Source organism: Pseudomonas sp. MYb541 (assembly GCF_037479595.1).
Taxonomy (GTDB): Bacteria; Pseudomonadota; Gammaproteobacteria; order Pseudomonadales; family Pseudomonadaceae; genus Aquipseudomonas; species Aquipseudomonas canadensis.
Genome location: NZ_JBBGYS010000007.1, coordinates 73,237 through 94,436, shown reverse-complemented (window position 1 = coordinate 94,436; position 21,200 = coordinate 73,237). Strand labels below are relative to the sequence as shown.

General features: G+C 62.1%; 16 protein-coding genes and 1 pseudogene. 8 read left to right on the top strand and 9 right to left on the bottom strand.

The window, feature by feature from the left end:
• Positions 1–55: 55 nt before the first annotated feature.
• The 7 genes and pseudogenes from WH299_RS06480 to hemE form a co-directional block, all read left to right on the top strand.
• A pseudogene (locus tag WH299_RS06480) lies at positions 56–1,312 on the top strand (type IV pilus secretin PilQ); the annotation flags it as partial.
• Positions 1,313–1,316: 4 nt separating this feature from the next.
• Positions 1,317–1,835, top strand: coding sequence for a shikimate kinase AroK (aroK, locus tag WH299_RS06475; protein ID WP_028615422.1), 519 nt, complete (start codon positions 1,317–1,319; stop codon positions 1,833–1,835).
• 125 nt (positions 1,836–1,960) lie between these two features.
• The gene (aroB, locus tag WH299_RS06470; RefSeq protein WP_028615423.1) at positions 1,961–3,061 is read left to right on the top strand and encodes a 3-dehydroquinate synthase; all 1,101 of its coding nucleotides are present in this window, start codon (positions 1,961–1,963) and stop codon (positions 3,059–3,061) included.
• 10 nt (positions 3,062–3,071) lie between these two features.
• Positions 3,072–4,649 (top strand): SPOR domain-containing protein, encoded by a 1,578-nt coding sequence (locus WH299_RS06465; RefSeq protein WP_028615424.1) that lies wholly within the window; start codon positions 3,072–3,074, stop codon positions 4,647–4,649.
• Between the two features lie 353 nt (positions 4,650–5,002).
• Positions 5,003–9,448 (top strand): glutamate synthase large subunit, encoded by a 4,446-nt coding sequence (gltB, locus tag WH299_RS06460; protein ID WP_339549891.1) that lies wholly within the window; start codon positions 5,003–5,005, stop codon positions 9,446–9,448.
• A 32-nt stretch (positions 9,449–9,480) separates the two neighbouring features.
• Positions 9,481–10,899 carry an FAD-dependent oxidoreductase gene (locus WH299_RS06455; protein ID WP_010213750.1) on the top strand — a complete coding sequence of 473 codons (1,419 nt, stop codon included), beginning with the start codon at positions 9,481–9,483 and terminating at the stop codon, positions 10,897–10,899.
• Positions 10,900–11,146: 247 nt separating this feature from the next.
• The gene (gene hemE / locus WH299_RS06450) at positions 11,147–12,214 is read left to right on the top strand and encodes a uroporphyrinogen decarboxylase (protein ID WP_071492361.1); all 1,068 of its coding nucleotides are present in this window, start codon (positions 11,147–11,149) and stop codon (positions 12,212–12,214) included.
• Between the two features lie 58 nt (positions 12,215–12,272).
• Here the strand turns inward: hemE and WH299_RS06445 are convergent, their stop codons facing one another.
• Positions 12,273–13,499 (bottom strand): MFS transporter, encoded by a 1,227-nt coding sequence (locus WH299_RS06445; protein WP_445262701.1) that lies wholly within the window; start codon positions 13,497–13,499, stop codon positions 12,273–12,275.
• A gap of 172 nt (positions 13,500–13,671) precedes the next feature.
• Between WH299_RS06445 and WH299_RS06440 the strand changes: the two genes are divergently transcribed.
• A complete protein-coding gene (locus tag WH299_RS06440) occupies positions 13,672–14,565 on the top strand; it encodes a LysR family transcriptional regulator (RefSeq protein WP_123475191.1) in 894 nt (297 codons plus the stop codon).
• A gap of 126 nt (positions 14,566–14,691) precedes the next feature.
• Here the strand turns inward: WH299_RS06440 and WH299_RS06435 are convergent, their stop codons facing one another.
• The 8 genes from WH299_RS06435 to WH299_RS06400 are packed head-to-tail and all read right to left on the bottom strand — an operon-like array spanning position 14,692 to position 21,191.
• Positions 14,692–15,135 (bottom strand): hypothetical protein, encoded by a 444-nt coding sequence (locus WH299_RS06435; RefSeq protein WP_122730485.1) that lies wholly within the window; start codon positions 15,133–15,135, stop codon positions 14,692–14,694.
• A 26-nt stretch (positions 15,136–15,161) separates the two neighbouring features.
• Complete coding sequence (locus WH299_RS06430; protein ID WP_122685782.1) at positions 15,162–16,388, bottom strand: beta-ketoacyl-ACP synthase; 1,227 nt, start codon at positions 16,386–16,388, stop codon at positions 15,162–15,164.
• Positions 16,388–17,116 (bottom strand): 3-ketoacyl-ACP reductase FabG2, encoded by a 729-nt coding sequence (locus WH299_RS06425; RefSeq protein ID WP_122730487.1) that lies wholly within the window; start codon positions 17,114–17,116, stop codon positions 16,388–16,390. The genes WH299_RS06430 and WH299_RS06425 overlap by 1 nt, the downstream gene beginning before the upstream one ends.
• Entirely contained in the window at positions 17,113–17,574 is a 462-nt protein-coding gene (locus tag WH299_RS06420) for an ApeP family dehydratase (RefSeq protein ID WP_028615433.1), read from the bottom strand. Before WH299_RS06420 ends, WH299_RS06425 begins: the two co-directional genes overlap by 4 nt.
• A complete protein-coding gene (locus WH299_RS06415) occupies positions 17,571–18,737 on the bottom strand; it encodes a beta-ketoacyl-[acyl-carrier-protein] synthase family protein (RefSeq protein ID WP_339549889.1) in 1,167 nt (388 codons plus the stop codon). The genes WH299_RS06420 and WH299_RS06415 overlap by 4 nt, the downstream gene beginning before the upstream one ends.
• The gene (locus tag WH299_RS06410; protein WP_122730489.1) at positions 18,734–19,216 is read right to left on the bottom strand and encodes a hypothetical protein; all 483 of its coding nucleotides are present in this window, start codon (positions 19,214–19,216) and stop codon (positions 18,734–18,736) included. The genes WH299_RS06415 and WH299_RS06410 overlap by 4 nt, the downstream gene beginning before the upstream one ends.
• Positions 19,213–19,947: a class I SAM-dependent methyltransferase gene (locus tag WH299_RS06405; RefSeq protein ID WP_126569666.1), complete on the bottom strand. Its 735-nt coding sequence runs from the start codon at positions 19,945–19,947 to the stop codon at positions 19,213–19,215. Before WH299_RS06405 ends, WH299_RS06410 begins: the two co-directional genes overlap by 4 nt.
• The gene (locus WH299_RS06400; RefSeq protein WP_323623157.1) at positions 19,944–21,191 is read right to left on the bottom strand and encodes an NAD(P)/FAD-dependent oxidoreductase; all 1,248 of its coding nucleotides are present in this window, start codon (positions 21,189–21,191) and stop codon (positions 19,944–19,946) included. Before WH299_RS06400 ends, WH299_RS06405 begins: the two co-directional genes overlap by 4 nt.
• Positions 21,192–21,200 lie beyond the last annotated feature (9 nt).

Sequence of the window (21,200 nt, the reverse complement as noted above, 5' to 3'; positions counted from 1 at the left end):
GCCCAATCGTGTGGATCTGATCCACTTGCCGCCTCCCGGCGTCGCCACACTGAGCGCCTACACAGGCGACAAGCTGACCCTCAACTTCCAGAGCATCGAGTTGCGCACGGCGTTGCAACAAATTGCTGATGTGGCGGGCCTCAATCTGGTTGCCAGTGACGACGTACAAGGCTCGATCACCCTGCGTCTCAAGGAGGTGCCCTGGGACCAGGCGCTGGACCTGGTGCTGCAAGCCAAGGGCCTGGACAAGCGGGTGAAGGCCGGTGTGTTGCTGGTGGCGCCGGCCGAGGAGCTGGCTGCGCGTGAACTGCTCACGCTGGAATCGCGCAAGCAGATGGCCGAATTGGCACCGTTGCGCCGGGAACTGCTGCAAGTCAATTACGCCAAGGCGGCGGACCTGGCCAAGTTGTTCCAGTCGGTCACCGGCCTTGAGGGTGTGACCGATGAGCGGGGTTCGGTGGCGGTGGATGATCGCACCAACAACATCATCGCCTACCAGACCGTTGAGCGGCTGGAGGAGCTGCGCCGGATCGTGGCGCAGCTGGATATTCCGGTACGCCAGGTGATGATCGAGGCGCGGATTGTCGAGGCCAATGTCGATTACGACAAAAGCCTGGGCGCGCGTTGGGGTGGGCGGCTCAATCGGGGCAACTGGGGCGCGGGGGGCATTCCGAAACCTCAGCCTGAAGGCGCCGAACCGCCGGAAAATCCACCCAGTTCACCCTTTGTGGACTTGGGATCACTCACCGGCACCTCGGGCCTGGGCATCGCCTTTATCACCGACAACCTGCTGCTGGACCTGGAGCTCACCGCCATGGAGAAAACCGGTAACGGCGAAATCGTCTCGCAACCCAAGGTGGTCACGTCCGACAAGGAAACCGCACGCATCCTCAAGGGCACCGAGATTCCTTATCAGGAATCCAGCTCCAGTGGCGCCACGTCGGTTTCATTCAAGGAGGCCTCGTTGTCGCTGGAAGTCACCCCGCAAATCACCCCGGATGACCGCGTGATCATGGAGGTCAAGGTCACCAAGGATGAGCCCGACTACCTGAACAAACTCAACGACGTGCCGCCGATCAAGAAGAACGAGGTCAACGCCAAGGTGTTGGTCAGGGATGGTGAGACCATCGTCATCGGCGGGGTTTTCTCCAATACCCAAAGCAAAGTGGTAGATAAAGTGCCATTTTTGGGCGATGTGCCGTATCTTGGCCGCCTTTTCCGGCGCGATGTGCTGGCGGAGAAAAAATCCGAGCTGCTGGTATTCCTGACTCCGCGTATTATGAATAACCAGGCGATTGCTGTGAGTCGTTGATTCTGTGCGAAATTTGATTCTTGTAGGACCGATGGGGGCTGGAAAAAGCACCATCGGCCGTTTGCTGGCCAAAGAGCTGCGCCTGCCGTTCAAAGATTCCGACAAGGAAATTGAATTGCGCACGGGTGCCAATATCCCATGGATCTTCGATAAGGAAGGCGAACTGGGCTTTCGTGACCGCGAGCAGGCGATGATCGCCGAGCTGTGCGGCTGCGATGGCGTGGTATTGGCGACAGGCGGCGGCGCAGTGATGCGTGATGAAAACCGCCGCGCGTTGCATGCCGGTGGTCGGGTGGTCTATCTGCATGCCTCGGTCGAGCAGCAGGTGGGCCGCACCGCCCGCGATCGCAATCGCCCGTTGCTGCGCACAGCCAACCCGGAGAAAACCCTGCGGGACCTGCTCACGCTGCGCGATCCGCTGTATCGGGAAATCGCCGATCTGGTGGTAGAAACCGATGAGCGGCCACCGCGGATGGTGGTTCTCGACATTCTTGAGCGCCTGCATCGGCTGCCACCCCGTTAAAGCCAGGCTCGAAATGCGCTATTCTCGGCGGCGCGCTATCACCCTGTGGGGTGTGGCGTAGAGCCATCAGGTGACGTCAGAACGTGATGTCATCGGTCGTCACTCCATCTCTAACGCGGGGACACATGCAGACACTTAAGGTCGATCTAGGCGAGCGCAGCTACCCGATCCATATTGGCGAAGGTCTGTTGGACCAGCCCGAGTTGCTCGCACCGCATATTGCCGGGCGGCAAGTGGCGATCATCTCCAACGAAACGGTCGCGCCGCTGTATCTTGAGCGTCTGAGCCGCAGTCTGTCGGCTTATTCGGTGATCTCCGTGATCCTGCCCGACGGCGAAGCCCACAAGAACTGGGAAACCTTGCAACTGATCTTTGATGGCCTGCTGACCGCACGTCATGACCGCCGCACCACCGTGATTGCCTTGGGCGGCGGTGTGATCGGCGACATGGCCGGCTTTGCAGCGGCCTGCTACCAGCGTGGCGTGGACTTTATCCAGGTGCCGACCACCTTGCTGTCCCAGGTCGATTCGTCGGTGGGCGGCAAGACCGGCATCAACCACCCGCTGGGCAAGAACATGGTGGGCGCGTTCTACCAGCCTCAAGCCGTGCTGATCGACACTGCGACCCTCAACACCTTGCCGCCGCGCGAGCTGTCGGCGGGCCTGGCGGAAGTCATCAAATACGGGTTGATCTGCGACGAGCCGTTCCTGACCTGGCTGGAAGAACACGTGGATGCCCTGCGCAACCTTGACCAGGCGGCACTCACCGAAGCGATTTCGCGCTCCTGCGCCGCCAAGGCGCTGGTGGTGAATGCCGACGAACGGGAGTCCGGTGTACGGGCTACCCTGAACCTGGGCCACACCTTCGGCCATGCGATCGAAACCCACATGGGCTATGGTGTGTGGTTGCATGGGGAGGCCGTAGCGGCTGGCACGGTGATGGCACTGGAGATGTCGCAGCGCCTGGGCTGGATCAGCGCCCAGGAGCGTGATCGTGGCATCCGCTTGTTCCAGCGCGCCGGTTTGCCGGTCATTCCGCCGGAGGAGATGACCGAGGCGGATTTCCTCGAACATATGGCAATAGACAAGAAAGTGATCGACGGTCGACTGCGACTGGTGCTGCTGCGCCATATGGGTGAAGCGGTGGTGACCGACGATTATCCGAAAGAGATTTTACAGGCCACGCTGGGAGCGGATTACCGCGCCCTGGCCCAGCTTAAAGGTTAATAAGATCCCGATGACTAGTTTGCATGCCGACGAGGCGTTCCTCGGCCATTACCAGTTAAGCCACGACCCTTTTGCTCCACGGGTGCCTGGCTTCAAATTTTTCCCGGCCCAGCGCAAGCCTGTGCTTGGCCAGCTGCACCACCTCGCGCGCTACAGCCAACTGCTGCTGGTCGTGACCGGTCCGCTGGGCAGCGGCAAGACCTTACTGCGCCAGGCCCTGGTGGCCAGCACCAACAAGCAGTCGGTTCAGAGTGTGGTGGTATCGGCCCGTGGTGCCGGTGATGCCGCAGGCGTGCTGCGCCAGGTCGCCCAGGCGCTGGACGTGGCCACTGCCGAGCCGAATGCGATCCTCAAGCAAGTGGTGCAACTGGGCCTGACCGGCCAGGAAGTCTACCTGCTGGTGGATGACGCTGAGCAGCTTGACGAATCCGCCCTGGAAGCGCTGCTGGCGCTGGCAGCCGGTACGCCGGAAGGTCGCCCTCATGTGTTCCTGTTTGGTGAGTCGTCGCTGATCGCCGAGCTCGAGCAGATCAGCGGTGACCAGGAGCTGTTCCACGTCATCGAGCTGCAGCCTTACGAAGAGGAAGAAACCCGCGAATACCTGGCTCAACGCCTTGAGGGCGCAGGGGCCGGTATCGAACTTTTCTCCGCTCAGCAGATCTCTGATATTCACGAAAGCTCCGACGGCTGGCCTGGCACCATCAACCAGGTTGCCCGCGATGCGATGATCGAAGCCATGATTGCCAGCCGCACTGCGGTCAAGCGTCCAAAGATGGGGTTCACTATGCCTAAGAAACACGTATTGGCTATTTCCGCCGTTGTCGTGGTCGCTGTTGCAGCCGCTTGGTTGATCCCAGGCCGCAGCAAGGCACCGACGACTGCTGGCGCGCCAACCGAACAGGCGCAGTTGCCACTGGGCAAACCCACGCCAAACGTCGAATTCGCCAACTCCGGCCAACCGACCAATCTGCCGATGGTCGGCCAACCGGTGATGCGTGGTCCGCTTGCCGAAGAAGCCGGTGGCATCTCCGAAGGCGACGACGGCGTGCCGGTGGAAGGCTCCAGCGCCACTCCACCAACCGTGACCACCACTGCGCCGCCTGCGGGCGTGCCAGCCGGTCAGCCGGCTGCGGTTGCCAAGCCGACCCCGACCCCGGCGCCGACCGTTGCCACCGCCAAACCTGCGCCTGCGCCTGTGACCAAGCCGGTCGCGCCTGCGCCAGTCGCCAAGCCAGCCCCGGCTCCGGCTGCCAAGCCTGCTGAAAAGCCGGCCGCCACCGTTGCCAAAGCCGGCGCCGCTGGCAGCAGCTGGTACGCCAGCCAGCCGACCGGCAACTTCGTGGTGCAGATTCTCGGCACCAGCTCCGAAGCCAACGCCCAGGCGTTCGTGAAAGAGCAGGGCGGCGAGTACCGTTATTTCAAGAAAGTGCTCAACGGCAAGCCTCTCTACGTGATCACCTACGGCAACTTCTCCAGCCGTGCAGCCGCCGATTCTGCGATCAAAACCTTGCCAGCGAAGGTCCAGGCTGGTAAACCTTGGCCTCGCACTGTTGCCAGCGTTCAACAAGAACTCGCAACAACTCGCTGAAGATCCGGCGGCCTTACCCAGGCCGCCCTCCCGGCACCTCAAAAAATAACCGCAAGTGCGTGCAGTCTCTAGAGACCGCGCGCTTTGTGGTGTCTGCGTCACAGTAGCTTTTGAGTCGTAGCGGTCAGAATTAAAAAAGTTTTGACTAGCACAGCATATCGCTTTAAACCTTTCATAAATGCGACATAGATTTGCGACATTTCGTCGCTAAATTTGTGAGCGTCTGTGTCGGTGTGTACAATGACCTCCCTTTTGCCCCCGCTAAGCCGGCGTACGTTCGGCGTGGAAGGTAACCGGTTGAATTGAAAAGAAATTTGCCTCGATATAAGAGGCAGCCTGGTGAGAAAGTGTCTATGAAAGCAGGTCTGTACCAACCCGATGAATTCAAGGATAACTGCGGTTTCGGCCTGATAGCCCATATGCAGGGCGAACCCAGTCATACCCTTTTGCAAACGGCCATCGAGGCCCTGACCTGCATGACCCACCGCGGTGGGATCAACGCCGACGGCAAGACCGGTGACGGTTGCGGCTTGCTGATTCAAAAGCCCGACCAGTTCCTGCGCGCTGTCGCAAAAGAGCAATTTGCGGTCGACCTGCCCAAGCAGTACGCCGTGGGCATGGTGTTTTTCAACCAGGACCCGGTCAAAGCCGAAGCCGCTCGCGAGAACATGAACCGCGAGATCCTGGCCGCCGGCCTGCAACTTGTCGGCTGGCGCAAAGTGCCGATCGACACCAGCGTACTTGGCCGCCTGGCCAACGAGCGCCTGCCGCAGATCGAGCAAGTGTTCATCGCAGGCGAGGGCCTGAGCGACCAGGACATGGCGATCAAGCTGTTCACCTCGCGTCGTCGTTCGTCGGTTTCCAATGCCGCCGACACCGACCACTACATCTGCAGCTTTTCCCACAAGACCATCATTTATAAAGGCCTGATGATGCCGGCGGACCTCACCGCCTTCTATCCAGACCTGAGCGATGAGCGCCTGCAAACCGCAATCTGCGTGTTCCACCAGCGCTTCTCCACCAACACCCTGCCGAAATGGCCGCTGGCCCAGCCATTCCGCTTCCTCGCCCACAACGGCGAGATCAACACCATCACTGGCAACCGCAACTGGGCCGTGGCCCGTCGCACCAAGTTCGCCAACGACCTGATGGACCTGGAAGAGCTCGGCCCGCTGGTCAACCGTGTGGGTTCCGACTCTTCCAGCATGGACAACATGCTCGAACTGATGGTCACCGGCGGCATCGACCTGTTCCGTGGCGTGCGCATGATCATTCCGCCAGCGTGGCAGAACGTCGAAACCATGGACCCGGATCTGCGTGCGTTCTACGAGTACAACTCGATGCACATGGAGCCGTGGGACGGCCCGGCCGGCGTGGTCATGACTGACGGTCGCTACGCGGTATGCCTGCTCGACCGTAACGGTCTGCGCCCGGCGCGTTGGGTCACCACCACCAATGGCTTCATCACCCTCGCGTCGGAAATCGGCGTGTGGAACTACAAGCCCGAAGACGTGATTGCCAAAGGTCGTGTCGGTCCTGGCCAGATCCTCGCCGTCGACACCGAAACCGGGCAGATCCTCGACACCGACGCCATCGACAACCGCTTGAAGTCACGTCACCCATACAAGCAATGGCTGCGCAAGAACGCCCTGCGCATCCAGGCGACCATGGAAGACAACGACCACGGTTCGGCGTTCTACGACGTCGACCAGCTCAAGCAATACATGAAGATGTACCAGGTCACGTTCGAAGAGCGCGACCAGGTGCTGCGTCCGCTCGGCGAGCAAGGCTACGAGGCGGTCGGTTCCATGGGCGATGACACGCCGATGGCCGTGCTGTCCCAGCGCGTGCGCACGCCGTACGACTACTTCCGCCAGCAGTTCGCCCAGGTGACCAACCCACCGATCGACCCGCTGCGCGAAGCCATCGTGATGTCCCTGGAAGTGTGCCTCGGTGCCGAGCGCAACATCTTCCAGGAATCGCCTGAGCACGCCTCCCGCGTGATCCTCAGCTCGCCGGTCATTTCCCCGGCCAAGTGGCGCTCGTTGATGACCCTGGATCGCCCAGGCTTCGACCGCCAGATCATCGACCTGAACTACGACGAGAGCCTCGGCCTTGAAGCCGCTGTGCGCAACGTCGCCGACCAGGCCGAAGAAGCCGTGCGCGCCGGTCGCACCCAGATCGTGCTGACCGACCGTCACATCGCGCCTGGCAAGCTGCCGATCCACGCTTCGCTGGCCACCGGCGCAGTGCATCACCGCCTGACCGAAAAAGGCCTGCGCTGCGACTCCAACATCCTCGTGGAAACCGCCACCGCCCGCGACCCGCATCACTTTGCGGTGCTGATCGGTTTCGGCGCCTCGGCGGTGTACCCGTTCCTCGCATACGAAGTGCTGGGCGACCTGATCCGCACCGGTGAAGTGCTGGGCGACCTCTATGAGGTGTTCAAGAACTACCGTAAAGGCATCACCAAGGGTCTGTTGAAGATCCTGTCGAAGATGGGTATTTCCACCGTCACCTCGTACCGTGGCGCACAGTTGTTCGAAGCCATCGGCCTGTCCGAAGAGGTGTGCGACCTGAGCTTCCGTGGCGTGCCAAGCCGTATCAAGGGCGCGCGTTTCGTCGACATCGAAGCCGAGCAGAAAGCGCTGGCAGCCGAAGCCTGGAGTGCGCGCAAGCCAATCCAGCAAGGCGGCCTGCTCAAGTTCGTGCACGGTGGCGAATACCACGCGTACAACCCGGACGTGGTCAACACCCTGCAAGCCGCTGTGCAGCAGGGCGACTACGCCAAGTTCAAGGAATACACCTCGCTGGTGGACAACCGCCCGGTGTCGATGATCCGTGACCTGTTCAAGGTGAAGACCCTGGACACGGCGTTGGACATCAGCGAAATCGAGCCGCTGGAGTCGATCCTCAAGCGCTTCGACTCCGCCGGTATTTCTCTGGGCGCCTTGTCGCCTGAGGCTCACGAAGCCCTGGCCGAAGCCATGAACCGCCTGGGTGCGCGTTCCAACTCCGGCGAAGGCGGCGAAGACCCGGCGCGCTACGGCACCATCAAGAGCTCGAAAATCAAGCAGGTGGCGACGGGCCGTTTCGGTGTAACCCCGGAATACCTGGTCAACGCCGAAGTGCTGCAGATCAAGGTGGCCCAGGGCGCCAAGCCCGGTGAAGGCGGCCAACTGCCAGGCGGTAAGGTCAATGGTTTGATCGCCAAGCTGCGTTACGCGGTGCCGGGCGTCACGCTGATTTCGCCACCGCCGCACCACGACATCTACTCGATTGAAGACTTGTCGCAGCTGATTTTCGACCTGAAACAAGTCAACCCGCAGGCGCTGGTCTCGGTGAAACTGGTAGCAGAAGCCGGCGTGGGCACCATCGCCGCCGGTGTGGCCAAGGCCTATGCCGACCTGATCACCATCTCCGGCTATGACGGTGGCACCGGCGCTTCGCCGCTGACCTCCATCAAGTACGCGGGCGCACCGTGGGAGCTCGGCCTGGCCGAGACCCACCAGACCCTGCGTGGCAACGACCTGCGCGGCAAAGTACGGGTGCAGACCGACGGCGGCCTGAAAACCGGCCTTGATGTGATCAAGGCCGCGATCCTCGGCGCCGAAAGTTTCGGCTTCGGCACCGCGCCAATGATCGCCCTGGGCTGCAAATACCTGCGCATCTGCCACCTGAACAACTGCGCCACCGGCGTCGCCACTCAGAACGAGAAGCTGCGCAAAGATCACTACATCGGCACCGTCGACATGGTGGTGAACTTTTTCACCTACGTCGCCGAAGAAACCCGTGAGTGGCTGGCCAAGCTGGGCGTGCGTTCTCTTGAAGAGCTGATCGGTCGCACCGACCTGTTGGAAATCCTCGAAGGACAGACCGCCAAGCAACATCACTTGGACCTGACGCCGCTGTTGGGCAGCGACCACATCCCGGCGGACAAGCCACAATTCTGCCAGGTGGACCGCAACCCACCGTTCGACAAAGGCCTGCTGGCCGAGAAGATGGTCGAAATGGCCAGCGCCTCGATCAACGACGCCAGCGGTGGTGATTTCGCCCTCGATATCTGCAACTGCGACCGTTCCATCGGCGCACGCATCTCCGGCGAAATCGCACGCAAGCACGGCAACCAGGGCATGGCGAAAGCGCCGATCACTTTCCGCTTCAAAGGCACTGCGGGCCAGAGCTTTGGCGTGTGGAACGCTGGTGGCCTGCACATGTACCTGGAAGGCGACGCCAACGACTACGTGGGCAAGGGCATGACCGGCGGCAAGCTGGTGATCGTTCCGCCTAAAGGCAGCGTCTACAAGACCCAGGACAGTGCCATCATCGGCAACACCTGCTTGTACGGCGCCACCGGTGGCAAGCTGTTCGCCGCCGGTACTGCCGGTGAGCGTTTCGCCGTGCGCAACTCCGGTGCCCACACCGTGGTGGAAGGCACTGGCGATCACTGCTGTGAGTACATGACCGGGGGCTTTGTCGCGGTACTGGGCAAGACCGGTTACAACTTCGGTTCGGGCATGACCGGCGGTTTCGCCTACGTGCTCGACCAGGACAACACCTTTGTCGACAAGGTCAACCATGAGTTGGTCGAGATCCAGCGGATCAGCGGCGAAGCCATGGAGTCCTACCGGAACCACTTGCAGCACGTGCTGGACGAGTACGTCGAGGAGACCGGCAGCGAATGGGGTCGTAACCTCGCCGAAAACCTCGATGATTACCTGCGTCGTTTCTGGCTGGTCAAGCCCAAGGCTGCCAACCTGAAATCGTTGCTTTCCAGCATCCGTGCCAACCCGCAGTGATATGCGCCTGAAGAGTTTGATGAGGTTTTAACATGGCTGAACGTCTGAATAACGACTTCCAGTTCATCGATGTCGGGCGCAAAGATCCGAAGAAGAAACTGTTGCGTCAACGCAAGAAAGAGTTCGTGGAAATCTACGAACCCTTCAAACCCCAGCACTCGGCCGACCAGGCCCACCGTTGCCTGGGGTGCGGTAACCCGTATTGCGAATGGAAGTGCCCGGTGCACAACTTCATTCCCAACTGGCTGAAGCTGGTGGCCGAGGGCAACATCCTCGCCGCCGCCGAACTGTCGCACCAGACCAACACCCTGCCGGAAGTGTGCGGCCGGGTGTGCCCGCAAGACCGTCTGTGCGAGGGTGCCTGCACCCTTAACGACGGCTTTGGCGCGGTGACCATCGGTTCGGTGGAGAAGTACATCACTGACACCGCGTTCGCCATGGGCTGGCGTCCCGACATGTCCAAGGTCAAGCCGACTGGCAAGCGCGTCGCCATCATCGGCGCCGGTCCTGCCGGCCTGGGCTGCGCCGACGTATTGGTGCGCGGCGGCGTGACCCCGGTGGTGTTCGACAAGAACCCGGAAATCGGCGGCCTGCTGACCTTCGGTATCCCCGAGTTCAAGCTGGAAAAGACCGTCCTGAGCAACCGTCGTGAAGTGTTCACCGGCATGGGCATCGAGTTCCGCCTGAACACCGAGATCGGCAAAGACGTGACCATGGAGCAACTGCTCGAAGAATACGATGCCGTGTTCATGGGCATGGGCACCTACACCTACATGAAGGGCGGTTTTGCCGGTGAGGATCTACCGGGCGTTTACGACGCGTTGGATTTCCTGATCGCCAACGTGAATCGCAACCTGGGCTTTGAAAAGTCGCCGGAAGATTTCGTCGACATGAAAGGCAAGAAGGTCGTGGTGCTGGGCGGTGGTGACACCGCGATGGACTGCAACCGCACCTCGATCCGCCAGGGCGCCAAATCGGTGACTTGTGCCTATCGTCGTGACGAAGCCAACATGCCCGGCTCGCGCAAAGAGGTGAAGAACGCCAAGGAAGAAGGTGTGAAATTCCTCTACAACCGCCAGCCGATTGCGATTGTCGGTGAAGACCGCGTCGAAGGCGTGAAGGTGGTCGAGACCCGTCTCGGCGAACCGGACGCCCGTGGTCGTCGCAGCCCCGAGCCGATCCCGGGGTCCGAAGAGATCATCCCGGCTGACGCCGTGGTCATCGCCTTCGGCTTCCGCCCAAGCCCGGCGCCGTGGTTCGAACAGTTCCAGATCCAGACCGACAGCCAGGGCCGCGTCGTGGCCCCGGAACAAGGCCAGTACAAGCATCAGACCAGCAACCCGAAGATCTTCGCCGGTGGCGACATGGTGCGCGGTTCCGACCTGGTGGTAACCGCGATCTTCGAAGGCCGCAATGCCGCCGAAGGCATCCTGGACTACCTGCAAGTCTGATCCCGATCCTGATCCTGGATTGGAATGGGATCAAACTGTGGGAGGGGGCTTGCCCCCGATAGCGGTGTATCAGTCAAAGATACTGGGACTGACACACTGCAATCGGGGGCAAGCCCCCTCCCACATTTGATTTGTAGCGCTTTCATGTCCGCGACAAATTGACCCGATAGACAAAAGGCACGGCGCATTCCGTGCCTTTTGCGTCTGGCTCTGAGAAAATGCCCGCACTTTTTTTGCGGATGCCGACATGACTGCCCTCAAGAACGACCGTTTCCTTCGTGCCCTGCTCAAGCAACCCGTGGACGTCACCCCTGTGTGGATGATGCGCCAAGCCGGTCGCTACCTGCCGGAATACCGCGCCAGTCGCGCCAACGCCGGCGACTTCATGAGCCTGTGCATGAACCCGGAGTTCGCCTGCGAAGTCACGATGCAGCCGCTGGACCGCTACCCACAACTGGACGCGGCTATCCTCTTCTCCGATATCCTCACCATCCCTGACGCCATGGGCCAAGGCCTGTACTTCGAGACCGGCGAAGGCCCGCGTTTCAAGAAAGTCGTCAGCACCCTGGCCGATATCGAAGCCTTGCCGATCCCCGATCCGCACAAAGACCTCGGCTACGTGATGGACGCCGTCAGCACCATCCGCCGCGAGCTTAACGGCCGCGTGCCGCTGATCGGCTTCTCCGGCAGCCCATGGACCCTGGCCACCTACATGGTCGAAGGCGGCTCGTCGAAAGACTTCCGCAAGACCAAGGCCATGCTCTACGACAACCCACAGGCCATGCACCTGCTGCTGGATAAGCTGGCGCAGTCGGTCACGTCCTACCTCAACGGCCAGATCATGGCCGGCGCGCAAGCCGTGCAGATCTTCGACACCTGGGGCGGCAACCTGTCGGCGGCGGCGTACCAGGAGTTTTCCCTGGCCTACATGCGCAAAATCGTCAGCGGCCTGATCCGCGAACACGAAGGCCGCAAAGTGCCGGTAATCATGTTCACCAAGGGTGGCGGCCTGTGGCTGGAAAGCATTGCCGACGCCGGTGCCGACGCCCTGGGCCTGGACTGGACCTGCGACATTGGCGAAGCTCGCCAGCGCGTGGGCAACCGCGTCGCGCTGCAAGGCAACATGGACCCGACCGTGCTGTACGCCAAGCCGGAAGCCATCCGCACCGAAGTTGGCCGCATCCTCGCCAGCTACGGCAAAGGCACCGGGCATGTGTTCAACCTCGGCCATGGCATCACCCCGGAAGTGAACCCGGAGCATGCCGGCGCGTTCCTGCGCGCGGTGCATGAGCTGTCGGCGCAGTATCACGAATAACACGCAAAACAAATGTGGGAGGGGGCTTGCCCCCTCCCACATTAAAAGCCAGAGAAACTCAGGCCTTCGCTTGCACCAGCGGCGGTAACTTCGCCAGCTTCAACGCCACCAGCAACGCGCCGATCAGCAGCGCCACGATAAACGCGCCGATGCCGTTCCACCCGGCAAAGTGCCAGAAGAACCCACCCGCGGTCCCCGCAATACTCGACCCTACGTAGTAGCAGAACAGGTACAGCGACGACGCTTGCCCCTTGGCTTTTACCGCGCGGCGGCCGATCCAGCTGCTGGCCACCGAGTGGGCGCCGAAGAAGCCGAAGGTGAAGATCAGCATGCCCGGCACCACCAGCCACAGGGGGGTGAACAGGGTCAGGGCCATGCCGGCCAGCATCAGCACGATGGTGCCCCACAGCACGCGACGGCGGCCGAGGCGGTCAGCCAGGGAGCCGATTTTCGCCGAGCTGTAGATGCCCGAGAGGTACACCAGCGACAGCAAGCCGACCACGGCTTGGCTCAGGTCGTAGGGATCGGCCAGCAGGCGATAGCCGATGTAGTTGAACATCGTCACGAACGCGCCCATCAGCAGGAACGCTTCGAGGAACAGCCAGGGCAGGCCTGCGTCCTTGAAGTGCATGACGAAGCCATCCACCAGGCTGCGCGGCTTGAGGCTCATGGCGCGGAAGTTGCGCGATTCTGGGAGGATTTTCCAGAACACCGTGGCGGCGATCAGCGCCAGGGCGCCGATAATCAGCATGGCGGTGTGCCAACTGACGAAGTCGATCAACACGCCGATGATCAGCCGCCCGCTCATGCCGCCAATCGCGTTGCCGCCGATGTACAAGCCCATGGCCAGGCCGATGTGCTGCGGGTGGATTTCTTCGCTCAGGTAGGTCATGGCTACGGCGGCCAGGCCGCTGAGCGACAGGCCCACCAATGCACGCATCAGCAGGATGCCTTCCCAGGTCGGCATAAGGCCGCTGGCGATGGTCGCCAGCGCGGCGCAGAACAGCGCGGAGACCATCACCGGCTTGCGCCCCAGGCGGTCGGAAATCGGTCCGGTGACCAACAAACCGCACGCCAGCATCGCCGTGGCCACCGACAGGATCAGGCTGCTTTGCGCCGCATTGATGGAAAACTCATGGGACAGCGCCGGCATCATCGGCTGCACGCAATACAACAACGCAAAGGTGGCGAACCCGCCGGAGAACAGCGCCAGCACCGTGCGCATAAACATCGGCGTGCCTTTTTCGATGTACGCGTCATTGAGCTGGGCCACCACCTCATCCAGGGCGGTGGGCGGTACGTCTTGAGCGAGTGGAGCAACAGCAGCTTTCACGGGGACCTCGGGGAGGAAGAGCGTGCCAGGACAGGCAATGCAAAAAAGAATATAGCTCCCTAATGATTCTTTCCAATATATTGTTCGACCTGTTTGATAGCTTTAACGACCTAATGAGGCTCCCATGGAATTGCGTCACTTGCGGTACTTCATCGCCGTCGCCGAAGAACTGCATTTCGGCCGGGCCGCGCAGGTGCTGGGCATCTCGCAACCGCCGCTGAGCCAGCAGATCCAGGCGCTGGAGCAGGAAGTGGGGGCGCGGTTGTTTGAGCGTACCAATCGTCGGGTCGAACTGAGTGAAGCGGGGCGGTTGTTCCTGCAAGAGGCGCGATTGGTGTTGGCACAGGTCGACAAGGCGGCGGACGTAGCGCGCCGGGCGCAGTTGGGTGAGCTGGGCGAACTGAAGATTGGCTTCACCTCGTCGGCGCCGTTCAATTCCAGCATTCCCCAGGCGATCTTTGCGTTTCGTCAGGCGTTCCCGGCGGTGCATCTGAACCTGCAGGAGATGAGCAGCACCGAAGTGGCCGAGTCGCTGGTGGATGAGTCGATCCAAGTGGGCCTGATGCGGCCGCTGCCATTGCCGGATTCGCTGGGTGTGGTCGAGCTGATGCGTGAGCCGCTGGTAGCCGTGCTGAACGCCGGTCATCCGTTGGTGGAGGGCAGTGAGCGCGGCTTGCACCTGGCGCAATTGGCACAGGAACCGTTTGTGTTTTTCCCGCGCACTTACGGCAGCGGCCTCTATGCCCAGTTGCTCAACCTGGCGCGTGATGCCGGCTTCAGCCCGCACTTTGCCCAGGAGGCCGGGGAGGCGATGACCATCATCGGCCTGGTAGCGGCGGGCTTGGGCGTGTCGGTGCTGCCGGCGTCCTACCAGCGCATTCGGATCGATGGCGTGGTGTATCGCACGCTGCTGGATCAGGAGGCGATGACGGCGGTGTGGCTGGTGCAACGCAAGGGCGCGCAGACGCCGATGGCAGAGGCGTTTGTGGAGCTGTTGACGCGCAAGGTTGCCCAATAACGCTTTGTGGTGAGCGCGCTTGCCCCGCGCTGGGCTGCGCAGCGGCCCCAAAGATCTTGGGAGCGCTACGCACTCCAGCGCGGCACAAGCCCGCTCACCACCGAGGGGGTGTGCCTGACGCTGGTCTTACTTCGACGTCCCCGTCTGTTCAAACAACTGCGCCGCCGTCCCCGCCTCATTCACGCCATTGCTGCGCAACCCCGCCATGATGTCGCTGTCCAGATTGTTCACCCAACGGTTGTAGTTGCGATGGATCTTGCCGTCCTTGTAGCCCAGGTCGCGGCTGTCGCGGTAGGTGATGGCGTAGCTGTTGCGGGTGTAGCGGATGTCGATGGCTGCGTAATACTGGTTACGCACGTTGATCTCGGCCTGTACCAGTTGCGGGCTCAGGCGTTGTACCGTCCACTCGCGTTTTTGCAGGGCGTTGACGATCACCGTTTTCATTTTTTCTTCGCTGACCTGGGTGTCGGCCGGCAGGTTGTGCTGGGTGTTGAGGATCGGTTTGCTGGTGCAACCGGCGGTGACCAACAGGGCCAGGGTGATCAGGGTGACGCGTAGCAAGGAAGACATTCCGTATTCTCCAATCGATTTGAAAGTCAGGACCAGCGGCGGAAGATCAGCGAGGTGTTGACGCCGCCAAAGGCAAAGTTGTTGTTCATCACGTAGTCGTGGTGCATCTCGCGGAATTCACCTTGCAGGTAATCCAGCTCGCCGCATTGCGGGTCGACCGAATCCAGGTTGAAGGTGTGCACGTATTGGTCGCGGTTCATCATCTCGATGCTGAACCACGACTCCAGCGCGCCGCACGCGCCCAAGGTGTGGCCGAGGAAGCTCTTTTGTGAGCTGATGGGCATGCGGCTGCCGAACAGGCTGCTGGTCGCCAGTGTTTCGGCGATATCGCCCTGGTCGGTGGCGGTGCCGTGACCGTTCACGTAGCCGATTGCAGATGGCTCAAGCCCGGCATCTTCCAGGGCCAGTTCCATCGCGCGGCGCATGGTTTTCTGCTCGGGGCGGGTAGTGTGCTGGCCGTCGGCGTTGCTGCCGAAGCCCACCAGCTCGGCGTGGATATGCGCACCGCGTGCCAACGCGTGTTCCAGTTCCTCCAACACCAGCATGCCGCCGCCTTCACCAATCACCAGACCGTCACGACCACTGTCATAGGGACGTGGACTGGTCTGAGGCGCATCGTTCTTGAGGCTGGTGGCGTAGAGCGCATCGAATACCATGGCCTCAGTGGGGCACAGCTCCTCGGCGCCGCCGGCGAGCATCAACGGCAGGCGGCCGAACTTGATTGCTTCATAGGCATAGCCGATGCCTTGGCTGCCGCTGGTGCAAGCGCTGGACGTGGGGATCAGCCGCCCGGTCAGGCCAAAGAAGATGCTGATATTCGCCGCCGTGGTGTGCGGCATCATGCGCACGTAGGAGTTGGCATTCAGCCCCTCGGCCACCGAGTTCAGCAGCATGTTGCCGAACGCCTTGATCTCGTCGGTGCTGCCGGTGGACGAGCCACAGGCCACGCCCATGCGCCCGTCCTTGATTGACTCATCGCCGAGTAAGCCCGCGTCCTGCAACGCCTGCTCTGCCGCCCACACCGCAAGGCGCGACACCCGGCCCATGCTGCGCAGTTGCTTGCGCGTCCAGTGCGCGGGCACGACAAAATCGTCGATCGGCCCGGCCAGGCGCGTGTTCAGTTCGGTAAAGCGGTCCCACTCATCCATGCGCCGGATGCCGCTGCGGTTGGCGCGGAAGTTGGCGGCGATGGTGTCCCAATCGCTGCCCAGGGAGGTCATGCCGGCCATGCCGGTGACGACGACGCGTTTCATCAGCACAGGCCTCCATTCACGGCCAGGACCTGGCGCGTGATGTAGCCAGCCTCGGCCGACATCAGGAAATTCACCGCGCCGGCCACCTCTTCCGGCGTGCCCATGCGCTGCGCCGGGATCATCTTCATCAGCTCTTCCACCGGCACGTTCTCATCCAGCATGGCGGTGTCGATCAAGCCCGGAGCGACGCAATTGACGGTAATCTTGCGCTTGCCCAGCTCGATGGCCAGGGCCTTGGCTGCACCGATCAAACCGGCTTTCGAAGCGCTGTAATTGACCTGCCCACGGTTGCCGATCAGCCCGGAAACCGAAGTGATGCACACGATGCGCCCAGCCGCGCGACGACGAATCATCGGCATCATCACCGGGTGCAACACGTTGTAGAAACCGTCGAGGTTGGTGCGCATCACCACGTCCCAGTCGTCTTCCGACAAGGCCGGGAAGGCGCCGTCTCGGGTCAGGCCGGCGTTGAGCACCACGCCGTAATAGGCGCCGTGTTGCTCAACGTCAGCTTCGAGGATTTCCTTGCACGCAGTACGATCCGCCACATCGAATTGCAGCACCCGCGCCTTGCGGCCCAGGGCTTCAACCTCGGCCTGCACTGCATCGGCGTCGCTACGGCCACTGCGGCAATGCAGCACGATGTCATGCCCGGCCTGAGCCAGGCGCAGTGCGATGGCGCGGCCGATGCCACGGCTGGAGCCGGTGACCAGTACGGATTCAGTCATGGCGTTACGTCCTTCGATTCATCTAAATAGTTGGCCGCCTGGGGCGGTCGAAATACATTCAAGCGGGCGCTGGCCTGGATCCCGTCGCCGGTCAGGTGGCATTCGAACACACCCATGCCATTGTCGTCTTCCAAGGAGCGCAGGCCGTGGATCGCCAGCTCGGCGCCGACCGGGAAGTGTTCCACATTGCACTCGAACTTGCGCGTGCCGAGCAGGAAGCCCAGTTCCACCGCTTCACCTTTCTGGCGCGCGCGGCAACCGGCGTAGGCGGCGACGCTTTGCGCCATCAACTCGATGCCGACCCAGGCCGGCAGGCTGCCGTCCGGGCGGTTGAACAGGCCGCCGGGTTTGACCGTGACGCGGGTGTGGATCTGCTCTTCATCGAACGACAGCACCTGATCGATCAGGATCATGTCGCCCGCATGGGGCAGCAGTTCAGCGAGTGGCCAATCGATCATGGGGCCTCTCCGATAATCAGGCTGACGTTGTTGCCGCCGAAGGCAAACGAATTGCTCATCAGGCAGCGCTTTCCTAGGGTTTCTGCGGCCTGCGCCCACTGCAAGGCGGGCAGGGCCGGGTCGGCCTGGCCGTCCCACACGTGGGGCGGGACGCGGTTGTGAGCCAGGCTCAACCAACAGAACGCCGCTTCCAGCGCCCCGGCTGCGCCCAGGGTGTGACCGCTCATGGGTTTGGTCGATGAGCAGGCCACGCCGTGCGGGAACAGGCTGGCGACGGCCAGGCTTTCCATGGCGTCGTTATGTTGGGTGGCGGTGCCGTGCAAGTTCAGGTAACCGATCTGCTCGGGCTGCAATCGGGCGCTGGCCAAGGCCTTGCGCATTGACTGCAACGCGCCTTTGCCGGTGGGCTCGGGCGCGGAGATATGGTGCGCATCGCAACTGGCGCCGCTGCCCAGCAGGGCGATGGGCGCGGGTTCCTTGCTCATCACAAACAGCACGGCCGCTTCGCCGATGTTGATGCCGTTGCGGTTCACCGAGAACGGATTGCAGCGATCGTTCGACACCGCCTCCAATGAGCTGAAACCGTTGAGTGTCAGCTTGCACAGGCTGTCGACACCGCCGCAGATCACTGCATCGCACATGCCCAGGTCCAGCAGGCGCTGGGCACTCATCAAGGCACGGGCGCTGGAGGTGCAGGCGGTGGAGATCACATAGGCCGGGCCACTCAGTTGCAGCCAGTCGGCGAGGAAATTCGCCGGCGCGCTGAGTTCCTGCTGCTGGTAGTCGTAGTCGCCGGGGAACTGGTGTTCGCGCAAAAAGTGCGCGATGCCCCGACTGGCTTCGTCGATGCCCGAGGTGCTGGTGCCGAGCACAACGCCGACCCGTGACGCGCCGTAGGTGTGGATCGCCTGTCGGATATCGCCTTCGATCTGCAACGCCGCTTCCAGCAGCAACTGGTTATTGCGGCTGCTTTGCTGGCCCAACTCGGGCGGGATGATTGCCAGGTCGCCTTTTACGGCGCCCACCGGCAATACGCGCTCCGGCACCCAGCCGCTTTCGGGGCGCATGCCGGAGCAGTCCCCGGCAAACAGGCTGCGGCTGACCTCGTCCTGGCCACGGCCAAGGGCGCAGATCACGCCTAGGGCGTTGAGGTAAGCGCTCATCGGGCGGCTCCAAGCGGCGTGATGCGGTAACTCAAGGGCTGGCCGGCCATGTTCACGCTGAAGACCTCAGACGATTGATACACGATCTGCCAATGCCCCGGCAGGGTGCGCGTCAGGTCCATGGCCTGGGCGCTGGGGTAGAGCGCGCGCACGTCATCGGCCGACGTTAGGGCAAACAGCAACGCGGCGAACAGCTCGCGCGCCTGGGGATTGGGCGGCAGCAAGCCGTCGGCCTGCCACTCGCCATCGATCAGTTTTTGTCGGGCCTGGGGAATGCCCAGCGGGTCCATCATCGACCAGCGAATGCCGTCGCTTTCGCGCTGGATCACCAACAGCCAGTCCTGGCTCTGGCCGCCGGCCAGGCGCTGCACATGCAGTTGCAGCGGCAAGGCCAGGGTTGGGGTTTTCTCCGGCAGCGGCGGCTGGCTGGCGCAGGCGCTCAGCAGCAACAGGCAGCCGATCAACAGCATGCGCATCATGGGGCTGCGCTCGTTAAGGGTTTGCGTGCCACGCAGTTGACCAGGGTTTCCTCGCGCTGCCCCACTGGCGGCGCCTTGCGCAGGCCCCAGCGTTCCAGCAGGCCGAAATCGCTGGAGCGGCTCCACCACAAGTACGGGTACGAGATGTTCTGCGGACCGAATTCAAAGCCCTGCTCGCGGAGCATATCCAGGTACTCTTCGGCGCTTTTCTGCACATGCATCGGGTGGCGGAACAGCCAGCGAATCACCCAGGTGTCGATATAGGCTTCGGTGGATTCTGCAAACAGCAGATAACCGCCCGGCTTGAGCACGCGGTAGAACTCCTTGAGCGCGCGGTGCTGCTCGACCAGGTGGTGAAAGGTCTGGTGGCAGAACAGAATATCGACGCTTTCGTCCGGCACTTGCAAGGTGGCGCAGTCGCTGCCGATCAGCTCGATGGCCAAGCCTTGGCGCTGAGCTTCTTCGCGGCTCAGTTCCAGGCTGTGCGGGTCGGCATCCAGGCCGATCAGGCGCTCGGGGGCGAACACCTGCTGCAAGTATTGGAACGATTTGCCCTGGCCGCAACCGGCGTCCAGCAGTACTGGGGCCTCGGGCAGCGGGTCGGTAAACAGGCTGCGCAGGTCGTTGATCGCCACGCGCAGCACATGGTGCTGCCAGGTGTGGCTGCGCAGGAACCAGAAGCCGAACCTGGTTTCTTCGACGTAGTTCTTACTTAAGTACTGACTGCTCATACCGGCTCACTCGCACAAATCTCCGACAACATCCGCAAACGCCGCTTGGGCTCGCTGACAAACGGGTTGCGCTCATCCCACGCGTAGCCGGCGAGGATCGAGCTGATCATCCGGCGAATCTCCGGCGAGCTGTCCGGGTGGTAGATCACATCCTGGAACGTCCCGGCGTACCAGCCTTCGACGTAGCAGCGGAAGGTGTCCACGCCGCGTTTCAAGGGCACGGCAAACTCGTTCTCCCAGTCCACGGTTTCGCCCTTGAGCTGACGGTGCAACACACCGGCCGCCATGCTTGCCGAGCGCATGGCGATGGTCACCCCGGAAGAAAACACCGGGTCGAGGAATTCTGCCGCATTGCCCAGCAGCGCGAAGCCCGGTCCGTGCAGGGTTTTGACGTTGGCTGCGTAGCCACCGAGGGTGCGCGCCGGGGTGTCCCACACGGCGTTTTGCAGCACGCCGGCAAGGCTCGGGGTTTCGGCGATAAAGCCGCGCAGGCAGGCGTCGAGGTCGCCATCGCGACCGTCGAAATGCTCCTTGGCCGCGACTACGCCCACTGAACAACGCCCGTTGCTGAACGGAATGGTCCAGAACCAGATGTCACGCTGGGTCGGATGGGTGGTCACCAGAATCTTGGTGCGATCAAAGCCGGGATGTTCGATGCGGTCTTCGACGTGGGTGAACACGGCTTGGCGTATGGGGAAGTCGGACGGCAGATCCAGGTCCAGCAGACGCGGCAGCACGCGGCCATAGCCGCTGGCGTCGAGTACGAACTTGGCCTTGAGGTGGTACTCGCTGCCGTTCTCACGGCGCACATGCAGGTAGCGGCTCTCGCCGCTGAAATCCACGCCGATGATAGTTTCGCCGTAGCGGATCTCCACACCTTGCTTGGCGGCCTGATCGGCCAGCAACTTGTCGAACTCGCCGCGCTGCACCTGGAAGGTGGTCGGCTTGCCGTTGCTGAAGGTGTCACTGAAATCAAATGCGCTGTAGCGCTCGCCCCAGGCGAACGCGGCGCCGGTTTTCACCTGGAACCCTGCGGCCTGTACGGCGTCGAGCATGCCGGCTTCTTCGATGAAGTCGATGCAGTGCGACAGCAGGCTTTCGCCGATCGAGAACCGTGGGAAATGCTGGCGCTCGATGATCAATACATCATGCCCTTTGCGCTTTAACAGCGCGGCGGCGATGGCCCCGGACGGACCGGCACCGATCACCACCACCTGGCGACGTTCCATTTCAACTGTGGGCACGAGGGCTCC

Coding starts and splice junctions, on each gene's coding strand:
- WH299_RS06415 (WP_339549889.1), bottom strand. CDS start 18,737: ATGAGCGCTTACCTCAACGCCCTAGGCGTGATCTGCGCCCTTGGCCGT.
- WH299_RS06440 (WP_123475191.1), top strand. CDS start 13,672: ATGGAATTGCGTCACTTGCGGTACTTCATCGCCGTCGCCGAAGAACTG.
- WH299_RS06435 (WP_122730485.1), bottom strand. CDS start 15,135: ATGTCTTCCTTGCTACGCGTCACCCTGATCACCCTGGCCCTGTTGGTC.
- WH299_RS06425 (WP_122730487.1), bottom strand. CDS start 17,116: ATGACTGAATCCGTACTGGTCACCGGCTCCAGCCGTGGCATCGGCCGC.
- WH299_RS06455 (WP_010213750.1), top strand. CDS start 9,481: ATGGCTGAACGTCTGAATAACGACTTCCAGTTCATCGATGTCGGGCGC.
- WH299_RS06405 (WP_126569666.1), bottom strand. CDS start 19,947: ATGAGCAGTCAGTACTTAAGTAAGAACTACGTCGAAGAAACCAGGTTC.
- aroB (WP_028615423.1), top strand. CDS start 1,961: ATGCAGACACTTAAGGTCGATCTAGGCGAGCGCAGCTACCCGATCCAT.
- hemE (WP_071492361.1), top strand. CDS start 11,147: ATGACTGCCCTCAAGAACGACCGTTTCCTTCGTGCCCTGCTCAAGCAA.
- gltB (WP_339549891.1), top strand. CDS start 5,003: ATGAAAGCAGGTCTGTACCAACCCGATGAATTCAAGGATAACTGCGGT.
- WH299_RS06430 (WP_122685782.1), bottom strand. CDS start 16,388: ATGAAACGCGTCGTCGTCACCGGCATGGCCGGCATGACCTCCCTGGGC.
- WH299_RS06410 (WP_122730489.1), bottom strand. CDS start 19,216: ATGATGCGCATGCTGTTGATCGGCTGCCTGTTGCTGCTGAGCGCCTGC.
- WH299_RS06465 (WP_028615424.1), top strand. CDS start 3,072: ATGACTAGTTTGCATGCCGACGAGGCGTTCCTCGGCCATTACCAGTTA.
- WH299_RS06420 (WP_028615433.1), bottom strand. CDS start 17,574: ATGATCGATTGGCCACTCGCTGAACTGCTGCCCCATGCGGGCGACATG.